Source organism: Planctobacterium sp. R6 (genome assembly GCF_055755215.1).
This window is the reverse complement of record NZ_JBVTQY010000038.1, coordinates 16,025-36,570: the sequence shown is the minus strand read 5'-3', so window position 1 is coordinate 36,570 and position 20,546 is coordinate 16,025. Positions and strand designations below refer to the sequence as shown.

Genomic DNA, 20,546 nt, shown 5'->3' with positions numbered 1-20,546 from the left:
CAATCATCAGGTCTGACAAAAAAAGGAGATGAAATTGATAGTTGTTGTTTTGCTGTTGTTGCTGCATGTCGCACTGCCCGTACATGCGCTTGCTGATCAGTGTCGCGAAGACATTTATTTACAGATCTTAGGTGCCGGCGGACCGGAGCTGGACGATGGCCGGACTTCATCGGGTTATCAGCTTTGGCTGAATGGGCAGGCTAAATTACTGTTGGACACCGGTAGTGGCACCAGCATCAGTTTTGGTGACAGCGGCGCCGATTTTGCCACTGTAGATGCGGTTTTGTTTTCGCATCTGCATACCGATCACAGCGCGGATTTGCCTGCATTTGTCAAAGGTGCCTATTTTACCGGACGAAATCGGGATTTGTATGTCATTGGTCCTGATGGTAACCACCTGATGCCAGCCACCAGAGAATTTGTGCAACGTCTTTTTGGTAAAAACGGGGCATTTTCCTATTTGTCGGATTATCTGTACAAAGGACGGGAGCGCTTTCAACTGCATGCCGTGGATGCGACTGAACCGGGAGAAAACGCGGTATTTGTCAAAGACTTCTCATGGGGACAGGTCGCCGCTATAACGGTGCATCACGGTCCCGTACCGGCACTGGCGTGGCGAGTCGATGTGGGTCATTGCCGTCTGGTTTACAGTGGTGATATGTCCGATAAAACCCAGAAACTGGCTGGATTTGCCACAGGCGCTGATTTGTTGATGTTGCATATGGCAATCCCGGACAATGCGCATCCGGTAGCACAAAACCTGCATATGTCTCCGACTCAAATCGCCCAAATTGCAAAGCGGGTGCAGCCCAAAAAACTTTTGCTGTCGCATTTTATGAAGCGCAGTGAGCGACATTTCAACGAGTCATTGCGCCTAATCAGACAACAATTCCACGGAGAAGTTATTATAGCGGAGCGGTTGTTAACGATTCCTCTCAGTCATTCTGATGGCGCAGAATAGTCATAAAGTCTTCGACAACGCGGTTAACAAATGCCAATTGTTCAGTTTCGTTGAGCTCGCAGGGGAGGCCCATCAGGCTTTTCATGTGATGCTCTCCCTTGAGCATATTAAAAAATATCATCACCAGGTGTTTTAAACGGGACTCGGGGATCTGCAATTCCCGCTGTCGAATCAGGTAATCTTTCAGCATCAGCATGGCTCTTTTGGGGCCTGCTTCGTAAAACAGTTCTGCCACATGTATGTTGGCACTTACTTCTCCCATAACCACTCTGTACATGGCAATAACCTCTTCGTCATGGAGTAACCGAACAAACTGTTCGCCGACCAGGTGTAACACTTCCAGCAACGAACGCGGACATTGCATTATATGTTCTTCGTCCATCTGATATTGCTGACATTTGTGGGCGATAACCGCGCTGAACAGGGCGTCTTTGTTTTTAAAATGAGAATATACTGTTTGTTTAGAGACATTCGCTTCTTTGGCTACATTGTCCATAGAAGTAGCACTAAATCCCTGCTGTAAAAACAGGCAACTGGCAGACATTAAAATCTGACGTTGCTTTTCTGTGCTTTTAGGCCGACCGGCTTGTGATCTTTTCGGATTATTCATGTGATATACAACTTTTTTACAATTATCAAACTAAACAGTCTAGTATTTTAATTGAATTATCATACTGAGCAGTCTAGTATTATTTCCGTCTTATCGCAATGCTCGCTATTTACTGGAGTTTATTATGTCAGGTCCATTTTCCTCTCTGGTTTCAAACCGTCGCCCGGGATTGGTGGTTTTTTTGTTCGTCATTGTGCCGGTTTTGTTTTTGTATTTCTTATTAAAAGCGGCAGGTGCCGGGCAGGTGCCAGATGCGCCAGACCGGCCCTTTGCACAGCATGTTGACGTTATCAAAGTGGCACGCGAAACAGCCTATACCCGCATGGTGAAAGTTGTGGGGCGCGTGGAAGCTTCAAAACAAGCCGGGTTGGGTTTCGAGCGGGGCGGTACCTTATTGCTGACCAATGTCGACGAAGGTGATCGGGTTGTGCAGGGGCAACTGTTGGCGGAACTGGATACCCAAAGACTGACTGCACAAATGCAGGAAATCGAAGCCGGGATCGCCCGCGCTAAAGCTGATGCCAGACTGGCACAGTTATCGGAAAACCGCATTGCAACCCTGGTGAGCGAAAAGCTGGAATCGTCGCAGCGCCTGGATGAAACCCGCGAAGCCACCGAAGCAGCCCGTGCGCTGGTAAGAGAAATGGAAGCGCGCAAAGACAGTTTGTTAGTGGAATTTACCAAGTCGAAAATCTATTCACCGTTTGATGGCACGATTTTATCCCGTCAGATCGATCCTGGTTCCGTAGTCGGACAGGGCATGACGGTGTTTACTTTGCAACAGGACAACAGCACAGAGGTGCGGATGGCTATGTCGGCAGATAAGGTATTCCGCTTAAAGCAGGGCCAAAACTATGCCCTGTTTAAAGGCACTCAGCAAATCAATGCCCGATTAAAATCCGTAGCTAACGCCCGTACTATCAGTACCCGCACGGTAGACGCAATTTTTGAAATTACCCAGGCCGACACTGCGCAACCCATGTTATTGCCGGGCGATTTGCTTACCCTGAAGTTGCCGGTGGAAACCCAACTGGCGGGATATTGGGTACCTAAAACAGCATTAACCAATGGGATCAGGGGCATGTGGAATTTGTTCACGGTATCTGACGTCCAGGGTGAACAACAACTGATTACTAAGGCTGTCAGTATCATTTATGCCGATGAAGTCAATGCCTATGTCAGCGGCGCACTGAACGCTCAGGATTATGTGATTCTGACCGGTGGACAAAAGTTAGTGCCAGAACAACAGGTGTATGCCAAACAGGTGCCATTTCCGGAAGTGGCGAAACCCCTGACCACCGTCAGTTTATAATCAGGAGGTAGGCTTGTGTCTGAATTTTCTGTCAAAACTGAAAAATCGCCCTGGTACAGTATTTTTTACCGCAATGGTCATCTGCTGTTGCTCGGTATCGTCATTATTTTGGTGGCCGGCGTTTCTGCGTTAGTCAATCTTCCACGCCTGGAAGATCCGCGCATTGATTTGCGCAATGTGATCGCATTGACCCCGTTTCCTGGTGCGTCTGCTGAGCGTGTTGAGGCGCTGGTGAGCGATGTTATTGAAGATGAACTGCGGCAACTGGATGAAATCAAGGAGTTAAAATCCACCTCAAGAGCGGGTATTTCGGTGGTAAACATTGAATTACAGGCCTGGGTTGATAATACGACTAACGAACAGATATTTTCAGAGATCCGCGACCGCCTCGCAGATGCGGCGCAGAAGTTTCCGCAAGGTGCCGGTGAGCCGGAACTGGATACCAAGCGAGGTGCGACGGCGTTTACCTTAAAAGTGGCACTGGCGCCAAAGCATCCTGAAGTGACGGATGATGGGCTACAAGATATGACTATTGTGGCGCGCCTTTCCGAAGAGTTATCTGACCGCCTGAGAAATGTACCAGGTACTGAAATTGTACGAATTTACGGTGAGCCGGAAGAGGAGATTCTGGTGAGCATCGATGCACTGCAATTAGCCAATGCCGGATTAACCTTATCCCAGGCATCCAGTATCGTAGCTGCCAATGATCCAAAATCACCGGCCGGGGTGGTGCGCAACAGCGAAACGAATCTCAGAGTGCAGGTGGCTAAAGAACTGGATACTCTGGAATCAGTGCGGGATATTCCATTGCAAAATCACACCTTCGGTGGGTATTTACGGGTGGGGGATATTGCTCAGGTGGAGCGAAGTTGGCGGCAGCCACTGCAAGATATCGCCCTGCTCAATGGTGAACAGGTCGTTTTTGTAGCGGCCCGTATGCAGACTACCGTGAGAGTGGATAAATGGATGGCCAATGCCAAATCCGTGGTGGCTGATTTTGAGCGGGAATATGCCGGTACGCTGGATACCAAGATTGTTTTTGATCAAAATATTTATACAGAACAGCGACTCGCCGACCTGACCCAAAACCTGTTGTTAGGGAGTCTGGTGGTGATGGTTGTGGTGCTGCTGTTTATGGGGCAAAGAGCCGCCTGGATTGTCGGCTTGTCTTTACCTCTATCTGCCGCCTTTGCGATTTTTTCGCTGTCTTTTTACGGCCAGCAAATTCATCAGATGTCGATATTTGGCATCATAGTCGCCATTGGCTTATTAATTGACAATGCTATCGTTATGACGGACGAGATCAGAGCCAATTTGCAGGACAAAGCGATGTCCCGAATGGATGCGCTGGTGCAAAGCTTGCGTCATCTTTTTGTACCCTTGTTAGCCTCAACCCTGACCACGATTTTAGGCTTTATGCCAATATTCCTGTTGCCGGGTAATATTGGTGATTTTGTGGGGCCTATTGCCATCAGTGTGGTGATGGCCTTGATTGGGTCGTTGTTTATTTCCCTGACCCTGATTGCAGCATTGGCGGCCCGTTATTTACCCCGTAAAAGTCAATCCGAACAGGCGCGCTGGTATAAATCTGGTGTGCAGTTGCCGCTGGTAACTCAGTTGTTTAAACGAAAACTACATTGGGCAGTGAATAATCCTGTGCGCATTTTGTGGTTGCCGCTAGGGCTACCTGTGTTGGGGTTTGTACTGGCGGGACAATTAGGAAATGTGTTTTTCCCCAGCGCTGACCGGGATCAATTTGAAATGTATCTGTGGATGCCGGCTGGCACCAGTATCGAGCGTACCTTCTTTGTTACCCGAAACATCGATGACAAAGTGCGGGCAAAAGACAGTGTCACCCAGGTGGCCTGGTTGGTGGGCGGATCTGTGCCTTCGGTTTACTACAATCAGGTAATGACGCGTGACAACACGCCGTTTTTTGCGCAGGCTGTCGTCTCTGCTGCCAGTGTTGACGCCGCGGCTTCGCTGGTATCAGAGTTGCAATCAGAACTGAACGCCAGTTTCCCGGAAGCACAAATAGTGGTGCGTCCGTTCGGTCAGGGCCCCCCTATTTCAGCGCCTATTGGTGTTGATATATTTGGCCCGGATTTACAGGTGTTGCAGCAACTGGGCGAACAGGTTCGCCTGGCGATGTCTGAAATTCCGGGCATTACCCAAAGCATTGCCTCTATTGAAACCGGTGAGCCGGAATTGATCTTAAACGCCAATTATGACGAAACGCAGTTGGCCGGATTGAGTTACGCGGATGTGTCCGCACAGTTGCGGGCGGCGCTGGATGGCGCAACCGGTGGCTCGATTCTGGAAGGAACCGAAGAGATCCCCATTCGCATCCGGCTGGGTCAACAGGAACGGGCCAGTGTAGAGCAATTGGCCAGTTTGCCGGTAGTCAACACCCGCTTAGCTGAAGCACAGCAATGGGTGCCGCTGGCGGCATTGGGGGATTTTGATATGGTGCCCACTTTATCAGGCATCACCCGCAATGACGGGGTGAGAGTGAATCACGTTGAGGCGTTTTTATTGCCAAATGCTACGGCCATTGATGTTTCCAATCATCTGTACCGTCTGCTAAATGACGGGCGTATACAACTGCCGCAAGGCTACAGCCTGAAAATGAAAGGCGATGCCGACAAGCAGCAGGAGGCGTTAGGACAACTGGCAACATATGCGCCGGTACTGTTGGTGTTGATGCTGGCGACCCTGATTTTGTCGTTCAATAGTTTTAAACTGGCCGGTGTCATTGGCGCAGTAGCCGGACTATCTGTTGGGTTGGGAATGCTGAGTTTATGGATATCCGGATTACCCGTGGGCTTTAATCCAATTTTGGGCAGTGCCGGTTTGATCGGTGTGGCAATCAATGGTTCCATTGTGGTGATCGCTGCCATCAATGCCGATGAGCGGGCGAGGCTGGGAGATACTGAAGCGATTGTGACTGCCACCATGAGTTGTAGCCGACATATCTTGTCGACTACTGTGACCACGGTGGGGGGATTTATTCCTTTGTTGTTATTTAGTGAAGGCACATTCTGGCCACCACTTGCTGTGGTGCTGGCCGGAGGCGTGGGGTTTTCCGTGGTTTTATCCCTGATCTTTACACCTGTGGTTGTTGCCGCGATCAATCGGCGCAAAGCAGCAAAATTACAAGGTTATCAGGCGAAACCGTCAACCGGCTCCGCGTCACCTGCGGTAGTGAGTTAGATACTGGTCGACAGTTAAAAAGCCGCCTTGCGGGAAAGTGGGCTACTCAAATCAGGTTGCTCATTTCCGGTTGCCTGTAACCGGGGTGAGCCCATTTTCCGGCGGCATTGTTTAGTTTCTCAACTTTGTTCCAGTCAGTATTTGTCAAAAGGGCTTTACTACCGCCAAAACAATGATGGCCAGAAAAATTAAAACCGGTGCCTCATTGATAAATCGATAAAACCTCGGACTATGGCGATTTTCATTTCTGGCAAATCGTTGCATCAGTACATAGAGATAACCGTAGTAGCCATATACAAACAGAACCAGTGTCAGTTTGGCGTGCAGCCAGCCTGACGCCGCCAGCCAGCTACTGCCGTAGTTGTAGATCAGAGCTACACCAAACACCAGGGTCAATATGGCGAATGGCAGCACAAACCACCACAGGCGTCGTGCCATAACGTTGAATTGATTGCTGATTTCTTTGGAATCGGTTTGTGAGTGATAGACAAACAAGCGCGGTAGGTAAAAGATACCCGCCATCCAGGCTACCATAAAAAATATGTGCAAGGCTTTGAGCCAGAGTATGGTCATATTGATGTCCTTTTGCGTTAATACTCTTTGCGGTATAGATAACTGCGCACCGCATCCCAGGTTATTACGCCGACAATAGAAGCCGGTGTTGCCCCCTGAACGTATACTGCACCTTCACGTCGGTTTTGCAATATCTCATAGACTTCCGCCAGGGTCGCTTGCGAAGATACCCCCTGCATGGGAAAGAAGCGCAACGGGTTTTCTTCTCTGTTGAGGCTGTAATCATATTGTACCAGATGATATTGCACATCAATTTCGTAGGTTGATTTTTGCACTACCGGGTGAGTCGGTGCCGTATCGAGGAAATCCAGTATGTGTTTGTCGGTAGCATCAACGAACAGTTTGTATTCTCTGTCTACCAGTGCCAGAACTCCCACTTTTTGCAAGGTGGAGCGAATGGAAGACGTTGAATAAGGCAGGTTTTGATAGTCCAACTGACTGATAAAAATGGAGCGATTTTTGAAAAACTGATTGGCGGTAACATAGGAGGGCACAATCACCAGCATCGCAGGCAATACTACATCCACGGAGTTTGACAGCTCCATTACCGCCGAAAGTGCGGCCAGCGGGGCGTGAACCACCGAGGTTAAAAAAGCGGCAATGCCCAATATGGCAAAACTACTGGTAAGGTGACTGGGATCATCATAGGCCAACCCCAACGGATACATTAGAATCGCACCCAGCAAAGCGCCGAGTCCCAGTACCGGACCTATCAGTCCGCCCGGGATACCCAGACCGATAGCAAAGATAGTCAGAATAAATTTGGCCACAACAATGTACATTAACAGTTGTATATCCTGAGGTGCAGTTACAATCCAGTGTATGGCACTAAATCCGCTGCCCATGGCTTTGGGTACGAACCAGCCTACTAACCCGGTAATGATTCCGGCCAGTAACAAGCGATAGAACATACTCACGGGTCTGAACCAGCGAATAACATTCATAATTTGCATATTAAACAGGGTTGAGATACCGCCCAGCAAGGCGCCAAAGGCGATGAAATAAAGATACATCCAGGTGTCAAAGTCAGCGATGGTTAAAAACGCCAGTTCGTGATCATCGCCAAATACCAGTCGACTCATCACAGAGCCACAGGCAGCAGACAACATGATGGGAATAAAAATGTGGATTTTATATTCTCTTAGCACCACTTCCATAACAAACAACACCGCAGCAAAAGGGGTGTTAAACGACGCTGATATTCCCGCCGCGATACCACAACCGGTCAGGATCCTGATGCTGTTGTAAGGCAGTTTTAGCCAGTTGCCGATAAAACTGCTGCCGCCTGCGCCAAGGTGTACCGCAGGTCCTTCACGACCCACCGAAAAACCACTGGCCAGCGCCGCCATGCCACCAAAAAACTGATTTAAGGTATTTTTAAATGGCATCAGGCCGTTGTGGTTTTTGACCCGATAAATGACGTATGGAATGCCGGTGCGATAGTGTTTAAAGCGCGTTAACCTGGCGAATAAATAGATAAACAACGCGCCAACTATCGGGATTAGCAAGCGCATTTCTGGCTCAATAGAAGAAAAGTTATCGACTTCGTCCAGCCACAACAATTGCAGGCTTTCATAACTAAGGCGAAACAGAATAATTAAGGTGGCAGAGCTGACCCCCGCCAACACGCCCAATAAACTTAACTGCAGAGACGTGCGCGGATAAGACAGTGCCACACGCCATGACGCCAAAGAAAGGCGCTTTTTCATGGCTCGGAGCAGGACTTTTACCGGCATGGGCTGGACTTTTGCAAAAGGGTTTCCACTGACTTCGTTGAGTAATATTGGTATCACATATCATAGCAATAGGCGATACCAGATAGAACGCAAGTATATGAATAAATTCTATTTTTGTGGTCTGATGTGAATTGAATAAGCCCTTTATCGCTGTTTCGGGTGTGTTTATAATAGCCGCATGTGCATTTTTATCGGGACTTATTGCCGGTGCAGCTAAACCACCTCAAAGCGCGACTGGGCGCTTTTCGCTTCTATTTGGCGCTGATTGCCGTGATGTTTTTGTCAGGTTGGTTGGGCTATACCTGGTCAGGGCTGAAACACGAGCAGCAACAGGAAGAGATTCAAACCCTAAACCAGTCCATCAATAACCTGGTTACTGAAAACGATCGCTTAACACGAGATATCAATATATTGGGGGTCGATTTAGAAGTAGCCCGCCTGGCGGCAGAAGAAAATCGCAAGCGCTTTCAGCAGCAAATGAGCACCGAAAATGAATTGCGCCGCGAGTTGAGTTTCTATCAAAAAGTGATGGCTCCTGAGCTGGAACAGGATGGCTTTGTTATTGATTCATTTAATGTCGAGCCTACGGCCAGCGATGGCTTTTTTCGATACGCCATGATCCTGATGCAACAAGATCGGCATCGCACAACGGTTAAAGGCAGGGTAAAGATAAGCCTGGTGGGCAGTCACGCCGGCAAGCCCAGTGAGATTCAGTTAACTGACAGCATGACCGAGAATTCCGATGATATGGAATTTAGTTTTCGTTATTTTGAAGTACTCAAAGGCGAGTTTTCTATTCCTGATGACTTTGCACCCGAGCTTATTGTGGTGGAGTCTTATCTGAAGGACAAGAAGTGGGGCAGCGATTATTTGAAGCGCACCTTCGAATGGCAACTCAATGAGTCAGCAATCAGTGAATAACTTCAACAGCAACAGGCAAAACATCCTGCTGCCGATGTTTTTATTGCTCTTCCTGGGGACGAGTACTTTTGCTGCATGGGCCAAACCAACCATGATTTGGTTGCGCCCCAAGTCCTATGGCGTGGTGGTGGTCGGCACCAGAATCGTTGCCGGGCCGGAGTTGCAATTTATGCGTTGGCTGGCAGACCGGTTGCCCGAATATGAACATCAATTTGAGTCCTATCCACTAAAACGCAACTGGCATCTGATAAAGCACAATCGGGACCCGCAACAAGCCTATTGTTTCTATGGCGCCACGCACAATGTTGATCGGGAGACATCGGGAGTATTCACCGAACCGACAACGGTATTATTACCTTACCCTATCGTGGCAAAGCAGGGGAGCCTGGACGCCTGGCTGGAAAACGACATGATATCCGTGGCGACACTGATGCAGGCCGGAAAAAGCACCGCCTTGTTTAATGGTGTGACAAATATGTGGACATCCGTTGTAGAGCAGTATTCCGATAGTCAGCAACAGGTATTTACTCTGGATGCCGGTGAGCGGGATGTGGGTATGTTAAGTGCAGAACTGCTCAAGAAGGGACGCATTGATTTTGCCTTTGTGGGGTCCGGTCAGCAGGAGATCAGCAAGATTGAATCTAAACTGGCCATGAAGTTGAGTGTCTATCAAACACGAGAACTGGCGGATAACGTGGTGGCAGGTAATCGCCTGCTATGCGAAAAGTCCGTGTTGGGCCAGAATATTGCCGAAAATCTTAACAAGATCTTGTTCGGTATTCAGCAAAGTGCCGACGTTAATCGCGAATTTCGCGACCTCAACTTTGAGGTGATTGGCTATCATCCGTCATTGCGTCCGGCTTTTAACTATCATTGGCAACAACATTTTGCGACTAACTAAAGTCAATGAGTTACAGGTGGGTCACCCGATGAAACAAGAAATCAAAGCTCCTCAGGAACTACTCGCAGCACAGCGTCTGGCAAATGTTACTGACACAGCAATTCGCATTCCGGGAATCGGCATCAATGTGGGGTTGGATTTTCTGATAGGCCTTATCCCGGGGATAGGTGATGCTGTCATGACTTTTGTGGCGCTGAGAATTGTCTATCTGGGGCGCAAACTGGGTATGCCTAAAGCGTTGCAACGCAAGATGGTACGCAACAGTTTGTTGGATTTCGCCTTTGGCTTTATTCCTGTGGTGGGTGATATCGTGGATTTATTTTACAAAGCCAATAAGCGCAATGTGCGTATTATGGAACGCTGGTGGCTGGCTCAGCATCAGGTTGATTTAAAGCAGCAGACGCAGGCAAAACTGGATGCCTGGCAAGAAACGCAGCAATAGTTGACTGGTTTACTCAGGTATTAGATAATTCGCCACGCTTTGCATTTGTCATTAAATGCGTTTTGTTGTTGTTTTTTCCGAGGTATTAATGTCAGCCACTTCTGAGTTTCCGATTAATTTTTCTGATGCAGCCGCTTTAAAAGTCAAAAGCCTGATCGAAGAAGAAGAAAATCCTGAGCTTAAGTTGCGTGTTTACGTGACCGGTGGTGGCTGTTCTGGCTTCCAGTACGGCTTTACTTTTGATGAAAAGGTCAACGACGGCGACATGGTGATTGAGAAAGAATCGGTTTCTTTGGTGGTCGACCCGATGAGCCTGCAATATCTGATGGGGGGAACGGTAGATTACACGGAAGGTTTGCAAGGCGCCCGTTTTCTGGTGGATAACCCCAATGCTGAGACCACCTGTGGTTGTGGTTCTTCCTTTAGTATCTGATCTGCCATTCCATATCATCTGTCCATTTCTGACAAATTGTTACCAGCACGGCCTGTAGTAGCGATTTGACACATTTTAGTCAGCTAATTGACCAATTTTAGATAGTTTTTCTGGTCATTTGTCTTAATATATTACCTGCTCTGGAACATCGCCTGCCATCGCTCGGGGTGATGTGTGTCACCTGTTTTTATTCGCAAGGAATGTACATGTCTCGCTTAATTACACGTTTTCGTCAACAACCTGTCTGGATTGCACTAATCATAAGCCTGTTTCTGGTGCTGTGGATCGCCTCCGGCATGGTTTCAGGTCAAACCGAAGGGCCCGTTAAAGAGAAACAGGATGCGTTGCTACAAAAGGTAGAAGTAACCACCTTTGTAGCAGACAACGTGAATAAAGAAGTGTCCATTTATGGCCGCACCGAGCCAGACCGCATGGCCACGTTAAGGGCCGAGGTTGCGGCCCAGGTAACGGAGATTTTGGCGTCGGAAGGGGCCAGTGTCAGCGCCGGACAACTGTTATTCCGGTTGGATGAAAAAGACCTTAAACAGCAGGTTCGTTCCGCACAGGCGACGGTGAAGCAACGGGAGTTAGAACTGCAGGGTGCAGAGTCTCTGAAACAAAAAGGTCTGCAGTCGGAAGTGACGATTGCCCAGTCGCTTGCCAATCTGGAGTCGGCCAAATCGCAACTGATTGCACTGCAAATCATGTTGCAAAATACTGAAGTTAAGGCCCCTTATGCCGGTGTATTGAATACCCACGCTGTTGAGGTAGGTGATTACGTCAAAGTGGGTGATCCGCTGGCCACTTTGGTGGATTTAGATCCGTTAGTAATACGTGCCGATGTCACCGAAAATGACATTGCGGCGTTACGCAAAGGGCAATCAGCCCAGGCGCGTCTGGTTTCCGGTCGTCAGGTATCGGGGCAGGTGCGTTACATTGCCAGTGTGTCCAATGAGGGCACCAATACCTTTAAGATTGAAGTTGCTGTGCCAAATCCGGAAGGACAATATCTGGCCGGTATGAGCACACAACTGGTTATCCCGCTGGAAGAAACGCTTGCCGTCAGAGTTACACCAGCCGTGATGTCATTAGATGAGCGTGGCGAGCTGGGGGTTAAAACCGTAGATGCTGACGACACAGTGCATTTTGTGCCTATCAATATGGTGAAAAGTGATAACGAAGGCGTTTGGTTGAGCGGTTTAGGTCATCAGGCGGATATCATCACGCTTGGTCAGGGCTTTGTGCGCGATGGCGACAAAGTAGAAGTGGTGCGAGCTTCCGATATCGTACAGGTGAAATAACATGCGCAGTATTATTTCTTCATTACTGACCCGCACCCGCACGGTGCTGATGATCTTTTTGTTGTTGCTGATTTCCGGCACGGTGACTTACATCAATATTCCTAAAGAATCGAATCCCGATGTACCGATCCCCTTTATCTACGTCTCTATTGTACACGACGGTATTTCTCCTGAAGATGCAGAGCGGATGTTGGTCAAACCGATGGAAAAGGAGCTGCGTTCCATTGAAGGGGTGAAGGAAATGACGGCCAACGCCGGAGAAGGACACGCCAGTATTACCCTGGAGTTCTTGGCCGGTACTGACTCTAAAGTGGCACTGGCGGATGTCCGCGACAAGGTGACGGTGGCCAGAGGGAAACTGCCTTCAGATTCTGAAGAACCCACTATTCACGAAGTCACGATGGCCGGCGAACAGCCGGTGGTGACCGTGGTGTTATCGGGTGAGGTCAGTGAACGGGCCCTGATCAGCCTGGCTCGCGAGTTGAAGAATCGCCTGGAAGGCATCAAAGAAGTATTAGAAGTAGAAGTGGGTGGCCAGCGGGAAGACCAGGTGGAGATCATCGTCGATCCGCTGCTTCTGGAAAGCTATGGACTGGATCAAAACGACATACTCAATCTGTTATCCCGCAACAACCGACTGGTACCTGCCGGTACTCTGGACACCGGTGCCGGTAGTTTTGCCGTTAAAGTTCCTTCGGTATTTGAATCGGTGAAAGACATTTTTGAGCAGCCTGTAAAAGTGGAAGGCGACCGGGTTATTACCTTTCAGGATGTTGCCACCATTCGCCGCGCGTATAAAGATGCCAACAGTTTTGCCCGGGTCAATGGTAAATCATCGGTGTCGCTGGAAGTCAAAAAGCGTCCTGGCGAGAACATTATTGATACCGTGGCAAAGGTTAAAACCCTGATCTCGGCTGCCCAACAAATGCCCTTGTGGCCTAACAGTGTGCAGGTGGCCTACACCGGAGATCAGACGAAAGATGTTTTGTTGATGCTCAGCGATCTGCAAAACAATGTCAGCACAGCCGTATTACTGGTGGCGATTGTCATTGTCGCTATTTTAGGTTTGCGCACGGCGGCACTGGTGGGCATCGCCATCCCCGGCTCATTTTTAACCGGCATTTTGTTAATTTCCCTGTTTGGCTACACCCTGAATATGGTGGTGCTGTTCTCATTAATTATGGCGGTAGGCATGTTGGTGGACGGTGCCATCGTGGTGACAGAATACGCTGACCGGTTAATGAGCGAAGGGGTTGATCGCAAACAGGCCTATGCAGGAGCTGCACAGCGAATGGCCTGGCCGATTATTGCCTCAACGGCGACCACCCTGGCGGCATTTGCGCCACTGATGTTCTGGCCCGGCATGATGGGCGAGTTTATGAAGTATTTGCCTTTTACGCTGATTGCCACACTTTCTGCCTCGTTGCTGATGGCACTGATATTTGTGCCGACGCTGGGCACTATCATCGGCAAGCCGCGTTATATTACGCCGCAGGCCAAGGCGCAAATGATTCAGGCTGAAGAAGGGGACATTCGCACCCTGACCGGCTTTACCGGAAAATATGTGCGAGTATTGGATAAACTGATCTATCACCCGTGGAAAGTGCTGCTGTCGGCTATCGTTATTGCGGTATTGTCTTATACCGCCTACGGGGTTTCCGGACTTGGGGTTGAGTTTTTCCCTCATGTCGACAGCCCTGGTATTAACATTAATGTGCGCTCTCATGGTGACTTATCTATCTATGAAAAAGATGCGGTGGTGCGCAAAGTGGAAAATCGCTTACTGGATTTAGACGAAGTGGAAACCCTTTACGCCCGTACCGGCGGCGATCAGGTGGGCTACCTGCGTCTGAATCTGGTGGACTGGCAATATCGTCGTCATTCCGATGAGATTCTGAAAGAAGTACAACAGCGTCTTCGGGATTTACCTGGGCTGGATCTGGAAATATCACCAGATCAGAATGGTCCACAAAGCGGTAAAGATTTGCAAATTCAGTTAGCTTCCCGGTATCCGGAGTTGCTGGATGAAGCGGCACTGAAAATTCGCCGGGCCCTGGATGCCAACGAGAGTTTTACCGCGGTCAGTGATACTGCCACAAAACCCGGACTGGAATGGATGCTCAAAGTGGACCGCAGCGATGCCGCCCGGTTTGGAGCGGATGCTACCCTGGTGGGTAACACTGTACAGTTTGTGACGGCCGGATTAAAAATTGGCGAATATCGCCCTGATGATGTCGATGATGAAATAGACATTCGCGTGCGCTTCCCGGAAGAAGACCGCTTTATCGGCAAACTGGATGAGTTACGGGTAAAAACCGCTTCGGGACTGGTGCCGATTTCAAATTTTGTAGAGCGTAAAGCACAACCCAAAACCGATCTTATCCGACATATTGATAGCCGAAGAGTTATTCGGGTTGAAGCCAATATGGTACCGGGTATTTTGCTGGATCACGAATTACCCAGGTTGCAGGAGCAACTGCCGGATTTGGATATTCATCCTGATGTTGAAATTACCATAAAGGGCCAAAATGAGCAGCAACAGGAATCACAGGACTTTTTGGGCAATGCCTTTTTAGTGGCACTGTTTGTAATGGCCATCATTCTGGTTACCCAGTTCAACAGTTTCTATCAGGCCTTTTTGATTTTAAGTGCGGTGCTGTTTTCCACGGTGGGAGTGTTCTTAGGGTTGGCCATTGTGCAAAAACCGTTTGGTATTGTGATGTCAGGCATTGGGGTTATTTCATTGGCGGGGATTGTAGTAAACAATAATATTGTACTCATCGACACCTACAATATTCTGCGGCGTGAAGGAATACCGGCGATGGAGGCCATTTTGCGCACCGGCGCGCAGCGTCTCAGACCGGTATTGATGACCACGGTGACCACGATTTTAGGCCTGTTACCTATGGTGTTGGAGGTGAATATCGATGTCATCGGCCGCAACATTGAGTTGGGCGGGCCTTCTACGCAATGGTGGTCGCAATTGGCTACGGCAGTAGCAGGAGGTCTGGCATTTGCTACACTATTAACATTAGTATTGACGCCTTGCTTGTTAGCCTTAAAAGTTAAACGAGACTTGCGCAAGCAAAGTGTATCCTATGCTGAAAATACGTCTGAGCCAGTGCCTCAGGTCGCAAAATAACACATAACACAGAAGGAATTTTCATGTTAAAGCTTTATGGCTCCACCACGTCACCTTATGTGCGTCGGATTCGTATGTTGTTGGCCAATGTTGAGCATGACTTTGTCAACATGCAGATTTTCTCCGGCAAAGACCGCGATTACCTGATGTCAAAAAACCCGACGTTAAAAATTCCTATGCTGGAAGATGGCGACGATGTCATTTACGACTCCCGGGTGATTTTTCGGTACCTGGTGGAAAAATACAGTTTACCGGCATTAACCTGGAATCAGGAAAATTTGCTGACGGTTATCGACTCTATCAATGACTCGCTGGTGCAACTGTTATTGTTACAGCGTTCCGATATCGAGTCCGACGATGACAAATTATATTTCAGGTTGCAGGATGAACGCGTCAGTCACGCCTTTTCACATCTCAATAATGCCGTAGAACAGGGGGCTTTTGAACATTGGGAATACCCTGAAATCTGCCTGTTTTGCCTGTTGGACTGGACGGCTTTCAGACAACTGCACGAACTGGCCAGTTATCCCGCCTTACTGGGGTTTATGAGCCAGCACAAAGCGCGAATCGAAGCTTCGTCTACCGATCCCCGGGAGTGAAGCTGTGCTTTCCGGCATGCATCACGTGGCCATAATCTGTTCAGATTATGGCCGTTCTAAACACTTCTATACTGAAGTGTTGGGATTGCGTGTCATTGCTGAGAATTACCGGGCAGAACGCGATAGCTACAAACTGGATCTGTTATTGCCCGATGGTACCCAAATCGAACTGTTTTCCTTTCCTGAACCACCCGAGCGACCGTCTCAGCCGGAAGCCTGTGGTTTGCGACACATAAGTTTCAGAACAGAAAGCCTGCAGGACAGTATCCGTCACCTTAAGCAGCGGGATATTGAGGTAGAGCCGGTCAGGATTGACCCCTATACCGGCGCCAGTTTTACCTTTTTTCAGGACCCTGATGGTTTGCCGCTTGAACTATATGAACTCAAAAGACCCTAGGATAATTGAAACTTAAGACCCGTGTTTCGGTAAAAAATAGTTGCTAAAAGAATGTGGTTTAAATCACTCTGCAATATACTGAATAGTATGCTCAACGCGGAGATGAATTCAGTGGATGCCAATACTGACAGGGTCGTACCAGATAAATACAAAAAATTGCAGAAAGAATGGAAAGTGTACGAAAGGATATGGAGTTCGGCTCACTACTTTCTTGGGCTGGCTGCTACGATCCTTGCATTCCTGGCTACCACAAAAGGAACTGCTGGCACTACAGAAGATTCCAATCTGATCACCACTTACACCTTATTGTCAGGCGTACTTGCTGTCACTCTCACTTTTTTAAGTCCTGCTTCACGCAGAAAAGCCTACACAGAATCCTGTGATTTGATGCGTATCGCCAGATTGAGGTATGAAACAGAAGAGACCATGACGGTGAAAGATCTCAATGATGTTGTTCAAAAAGCGCAGGAGATAATTGCTAAACGTTGAGCCTGAGGCCCGGATGAGTTTATTTACACTTTGATGTAATACCAAAACAATGTGTATCAACAAATCTGCTTTGGTACGTTATCCGACCTGGAGTTTGCATTATTACACCCCGATATACCTCGTTTGCTATAGGTTCCTACACCACAATTGTTTTTGACGCGTTCTGTCAGGCTATCTATGATTAGATTTAGACAGGTGATTGTGGAATTCTAAATGCACATGCGTAGTGCGCTCAGGTTGGCGTGTGATATATATAGCGGAATAATGCGGTCCGTTGTCTGGTGTCCGGTTGTGCTGTTTTGTTCTGTACAAAGTCAGGCACAAATGTTCTTCGAAAGTATCGGCAATGCTGAGCTCATCCCGGACAACGTGGTAACCGATATTGCGCAGGATAAACAAGGGTTTCTGTGGATCGCTACCGCTGCCGGAGTAGTGCGTTACGATGGCTACCGCTACAAGTTATATTCGCACAATGCCTATGACAACACCTCCATTGGAGGCAATTTCGTGCGCAACATCAATGTCTTTGATGATGGTACGGTATGGTTATCTACCGAGCCCGGCGGCGTGTCCATTTATAATCCCGAATCAGAGGGCTTTACCCGATTATTTAGCGAGCAGTTTCTTTTGGAAAACCCGGACCTTTCCAGTGTCGCTCAAATTTTACGGGATCAACAAGATCAGATTTGGTTAGCCACTAATACCGGGCTTTTCCTGGCGACACTTCAGGGAGAACTGCTGGCTCATTATACGGTTGAACATGGCATTCCTCACAATGGAATTCGTGCATTATTACGAGACAAAAACGGTGAAATTTGGGTGGGGACCCGCGCTGGACTGGCGCGTTATTCCAGAGCGAACAATGTTTTTGAGCGGGTAACCGCCAACAATGCGGATGTTAAAAATCTCTATATCAGAACACTGTTTGAAGATGATATGGGGCAAATCTGGATTGGTAGTAATGCTTCTGGATTATGGCGCTTCGATCCCGACAGTGGACTTTTATTACAGGCGCTGGCAGAACAGCCAGAAGAGTATCAAAAGAGCACTATTTACGATATTTTTCAAAAGGATGATAAGGAAATCTGGGCCGCGCGATTTGGTGGAATAGACCGAATCGCTATCAAAGATGGGCGCTGGTTGTCTCGCAGTATTCACGATCCGTCCGACAGTTTCAGTCTGGCTAACAATGATATCCGCACCATGCTCAAAGACCGCTCTGGCTTAGTGTGGATTGGCGGTTATGGGGGTGGTGTACAGCGGGTGTTAGGTGACCAGGACTGGGTTAAAACCCTGAGATTTAGCTTACTGACTGAAAATGCCCTCACTGAACCTAATGTCAGTAGTGTCCTGGCATTGTCCTCTGGCGATATTTGGGTGGGTACTCGCGGTGGTGGAATCAATGTTGTTAAGTCCGGGCAAGGGGTAGTTGGCAGCCATAAACCGGAAATCAATGTTGCCGGTAAATTGCAATCTGGCTGGATAACGGCAATGGCAGAAATGTCCAATGGTGAAATTTGGGTGGGGGTTAATCCGGGACAGCTGTATCGATATAACCCGTTCAGTGACGAGTTTTTCTTATATACCCAAAAACAAGGATTGCCCAGAGTCAACATTCGGGCGATACGACCTTCTGTTAATGGCGGAGTATGGGTGGGCACCAATTCAGGATTAATTTATTGGCAGCCAGATACTGATCAGTTTATTCGTTACCCTATGCAGGATGGTAATGTCATGCGGGATGGCATTAACGCCCTTCACGAACAGGAAAACGGACAATTACTGGTAGCCACAGGGGCAACGGGATTGTACGTGGTGAAACCGGGGACAGAATACCTGGTAGCGGTTGATGGGCAAGATGCAAACGGCCGACTACTCAATACCATTAGTATTGTCGGCTTGTTATACGACAGCCAGAAACGCTTGTGGCTGGATACGCCAGCAGGTCTTCATCTTGCTATATTTGATGACGTCGGGATCGCCCGGCTGGAAAACCACAGTGAAAAAGCCGGCTTTGGTGGCCGCCCTATGGGCGCAAATTTGCTGGAAGACAAGTTGGGTAGGATCTGGAGCCCTACTCATGTCTATGAACCAGAATTAGCGAGAATGACGCCATTGCAAAGAGCGGATGGTGTCGATATTGGTACCAACTGGTTTCGGTCGTACACCAGGACATCGCATGGAGAGTTTTTGTTTGGTGGTAGTCGGGGCCTGATGATGGTGAAGCCGGAGCGCTATTCATTATGGGGTTATCAGCCTGCTGTTGTGGCTTCTGAATTGTGGATTGACGGTGAATTAGTCAATAGCGGACGGCTGGCACAGGATGGCTTGACCTTAGAGCCGGGCCAACGGCGCTTCAGTATCGAGTTTGCGGCACTGGATTTGTCAGCACCGGACAAAAACCGGTATCGGTACCAGCTAGTGGGTTATGATCGCAACTGGACGCAGGTAGATGCCACGCGCCGCATTGCCAGCTACAGTAATCTCTGGCCCGGAGAATATATTTTTCAGGTGGAAGGTACCAATCGCACCGGTCAAAAAAGCAATCAGAATCTGACCTTTAGCGTCTACATCAAGGCACAATACTGGCAAACTGGTTGGTTTATCGGACTGTGTATATTTCTGGCAATCTCACTGTTTTACGGTGGCTTTCGGATCCGCACACAATGGATCAAAGCCAGGGCGAGAGCGCTGGAAAGTCTGGTGGAGGAGCGCACTCAGGAGCTGAAAAAAGCCCAGGCTGATTTCATCGAACAGGAAAAAATGGCTTCTCTGGGGGGGCTGGTGGCAGGGGTTTCTCACGAAATTAACACCCCAATGGGCATTGCTTTAACCGCTGCTACCGCACTGTATGATGATTGTCGCTGGTTGGAGAATAAAGTCAGTGAAAACAGGCTGAAGCGCAGCGATTTGGAAAAGCACCTTAATAAGCTGCGGGAATCCAACAAGATCATTTTAAGTAGTCTGGAGCGGGCCTGTGCATTAACTGCCAGTTTTAAACAAGTGGCAGTGGATCAAACCAGCGAACAGCGCAGAGAATTTGAACTTAAAACGCTACTTCAGGATATTCAGCGTTCGCTGAATTCCTTGTATTCAAAAAAAGGCCACAAGCTCATCATTGAATGCCCGGATGGAATTAAGCTGGATAGTTATCCTGGGGCACTGTTTCAGATATTTACTAATCTGGTCAATAATTCGGTGTTACATGGTTTTGCTAATAACAAACGGGGCAGTATTACTATCAGTGCCAAAAAGCAAGCAAATATGCTGTTTATCGAGTATCGAGATGACGGTGTTGGCATGACCGCCGAAGTGAAGAAAAAAGCCTTTGAACCCTTTTTTACTACGCGCCTGGGGGTAGGCGGTTCAGGCCTGGGGATGCACCTGGTTTACAACTATGTTTCGCAGGTACTGGGCGGTAAAATATCCATAAAAAGCGCTCCAGGAGAGGGATTTACCTGCTATATCGAATTACCATTTTTTGCTCCCACGAAAAAAGGCCAATAAGCTTATTGT

General features: G+C 48.5%; 16 protein-coding genes. 13 read left to right on the top strand and 3 right to left on the bottom strand.

Features of this window, described 5'->3' with window-relative positions:
- The first annotated feature begins 34 nt into the window (after nucleotides 1-34).
- Nucleotides 35-961, top strand: coding sequence for an MBL fold metallo-hydrolase (locus tag AC0J20_RS18790; RefSeq protein ID WP_473022914.1), 927 nt, complete (start codon nucleotides 35-37; stop codon nucleotides 959-961).
- Here AC0J20_RS18790 and AC0J20_RS18785 read toward each other — a convergent pair.
- Entirely contained in the window at nucleotides 936-1,571 is a 636-nt protein-coding gene (locus tag AC0J20_RS18785) for a TetR/AcrR family transcriptional regulator (RefSeq protein WP_229528265.1), read from the bottom strand. The genes AC0J20_RS18790 and AC0J20_RS18785 overlap by 26 nt on opposite strands.
- Before the next feature lie 124 nt (nucleotides 1,572-1,695).
- Here AC0J20_RS18785 and AC0J20_RS18780 point away from each other — a divergent pair, with 124 nt between their 5' ends.
- On the top strand, nucleotides 1,696-2,883 hold the full coding sequence (locus AC0J20_RS18780) for an efflux RND transporter periplasmic adaptor subunit (protein ID WP_473022913.1): 1,188 nt from the start codon (nucleotides 1,696-1,698) through the stop codon (nucleotides 2,881-2,883).
- A 15-nt stretch (nucleotides 2,884-2,898) separates the two neighbouring features.
- The gene (locus AC0J20_RS18775; RefSeq protein ID WP_473022912.1) at nucleotides 2,899-6,096 is read left to right on the top strand and encodes an efflux RND transporter permease subunit; all 3,198 of its coding nucleotides are present in this window, start codon (nucleotides 2,899-2,901) and stop codon (nucleotides 6,094-6,096) included.
- Nucleotides 6,097-6,240: 144 nt separating this feature from the next.
- On the opposite strand, the gene AC0J20_RS18770 is transcribed toward AC0J20_RS18775, so the two are convergent.
- Entirely contained in the window at nucleotides 6,241-6,669 is a 429-nt protein-coding gene (locus tag AC0J20_RS18770) for a CopD family protein (protein ID WP_229528268.1), read from the bottom strand.
- 17 nt (nucleotides 6,670-6,686) lie between these two features.
- Nucleotides 6,687-8,378 (bottom strand): chloride channel protein, encoded by a 1,692-nt coding sequence (locus tag AC0J20_RS18765; RefSeq protein WP_229528888.1) that lies wholly within the window; start codon nucleotides 8,376-8,378, stop codon nucleotides 6,687-6,689.
- A gap of 234 nt (nucleotides 8,379-8,612) precedes the next feature.
- Between AC0J20_RS18765 and AC0J20_RS18760 the strand changes: the two genes are divergently transcribed.
- The 10 genes from AC0J20_RS18760 (at nucleotide 8,613) to AC0J20_RS18715 (ending at nucleotide 20,537) form a co-directional block, all read left to right on the top strand.
- A complete protein-coding gene (locus tag AC0J20_RS18760; protein ID WP_473022911.1) occupies nucleotides 8,613-9,326 on the top strand; it encodes a DUF6776 family protein in 714 nt (237 codons plus the stop codon).
- The gene (locus AC0J20_RS18755; RefSeq protein WP_473022910.1) at nucleotides 9,304-10,227 is read left to right on the top strand and encodes a hypothetical protein; all 924 of its coding nucleotides are present in this window, start codon (nucleotides 9,304-9,306) and stop codon (nucleotides 10,225-10,227) included. Before AC0J20_RS18760 ends, AC0J20_RS18755 begins: the two co-directional genes overlap by 23 nt.
- Nucleotides 10,228-10,255: 28 nt before the next feature.
- Nucleotides 10,256-10,669: a DUF4112 domain-containing protein gene (locus AC0J20_RS18750; RefSeq protein WP_473022909.1), complete on the top strand. Its 414-nt coding sequence runs from the start codon at nucleotides 10,256-10,258 to the stop codon at nucleotides 10,667-10,669.
- A gap of 88 nt (nucleotides 10,670-10,757) precedes the next feature.
- Nucleotides 10,758-11,102, top strand: a complete 345-nt coding sequence (gene erpA, locus AC0J20_RS18745; protein ID WP_473022907.1) for an iron-sulfur cluster insertion protein ErpA — start codon at nucleotides 10,758-10,760, stop codon at nucleotides 11,100-11,102.
- A gap of 206 nt (nucleotides 11,103-11,308) precedes the next feature.
- Nucleotides 11,309-12,403 carry an efflux RND transporter periplasmic adaptor subunit gene (locus tag AC0J20_RS18740; RefSeq protein WP_229528273.1) on the top strand — a complete coding sequence of 365 codons (1,095 nt, stop codon included), beginning with the start codon at nucleotides 11,309-11,311 and terminating at the stop codon, nucleotides 12,401-12,403.
- A gap of 1 nt (nucleotide 12,404) precedes the next feature.
- Entirely contained in the window at nucleotides 12,405-15,545 is a 3,141-nt protein-coding gene (locus AC0J20_RS18735; RefSeq protein WP_473022906.1) for an efflux RND transporter permease subunit, read from the top strand.
- A gap of 23 nt (nucleotides 15,546-15,568) precedes the next feature.
- Nucleotides 15,569-16,144 carry a glutathione S-transferase family protein gene (locus AC0J20_RS18730; protein ID WP_229528275.1) on the top strand — a complete coding sequence of 192 codons (576 nt, stop codon included), beginning with the start codon at nucleotides 15,569-15,571 and terminating at the stop codon, nucleotides 16,142-16,144.
- Between the two features lie 4 nt (nucleotides 16,145-16,148).
- A complete protein-coding gene (gloA2, locus tag AC0J20_RS18725) occupies nucleotides 16,149-16,541 on the top strand; it encodes an SMU1112c/YaeR family gloxylase I-like metalloprotein (protein ID WP_473022905.1) in 393 nt (130 codons plus the stop codon).
- A 111-nt stretch (nucleotides 16,542-16,652) separates the two neighbouring features.
- The gene (locus tag AC0J20_RS18720) at nucleotides 16,653-17,030 is read left to right on the top strand and encodes a hypothetical protein (protein WP_229528277.1); all 378 of its coding nucleotides are present in this window, start codon (nucleotides 16,653-16,655) and stop codon (nucleotides 17,028-17,030) included.
- A 291-nt stretch (nucleotides 17,031-17,321) separates the two neighbouring features.
- A complete protein-coding gene (locus AC0J20_RS18715) occupies nucleotides 17,322-20,537 on the top strand; it encodes a two-component regulator propeller domain-containing protein (RefSeq protein ID WP_473022904.1) in 3,216 nt (1,071 codons plus the stop codon).
- Nucleotides 20,538-20,546 lie beyond the last annotated feature (9 nt).

Coding starts and splice junctions, on each gene's coding strand:
- AC0J20_RS18785 (WP_229528265.1), bottom strand. CDS start 1,571: ATGAATAATCCGAAAAGATCACAAGCCGGTCGGCCTAAAAGCACAGAA.
- AC0J20_RS18780 (WP_473022913.1), top strand. CDS start 1,696: ATGTCAGGTCCATTTTCCTCTCTGGTTTCAAACCGTCGCCCGGGATTG.
- erpA (WP_473022907.1), top strand. CDS start 10,758: ATGTCAGCCACTTCTGAGTTTCCGATTAATTTTTCTGATGCAGCCGCT.
- AC0J20_RS18765 (WP_229528888.1), bottom strand. CDS start 8,378: ATGAAAAAGCGCCTTTCTTTGGCGTCATGGCGTGTGGCACTGTCTTAT.
- AC0J20_RS18770 (WP_229528268.1), bottom strand. CDS start 6,669: ATGACCATACTCTGGCTCAAAGCCTTGCACATATTTTTTATGGTAGCC.
- AC0J20_RS18755 (WP_473022910.1), top strand. CDS start 9,304: ATGAGTCAGCAATCAGTGAATAACTTCAACAGCAACAGGCAAAACATC.
- AC0J20_RS18740 (WP_229528273.1), top strand. CDS start 11,309: ATGTCTCGCTTAATTACACGTTTTCGTCAACAACCTGTCTGGATTGCA.
- AC0J20_RS18730 (WP_229528275.1), top strand. CDS start 15,569: ATGTTAAAGCTTTATGGCTCCACCACGTCACCTTATGTGCGTCGGATT.
- AC0J20_RS18735 (WP_473022906.1), top strand. CDS start 12,405: ATGCGCAGTATTATTTCTTCATTACTGACCCGCACCCGCACGGTGCTG.
- AC0J20_RS18750 (WP_473022909.1), top strand. CDS start 10,256: ATGAAACAAGAAATCAAAGCTCCTCAGGAACTACTCGCAGCACAGCGT.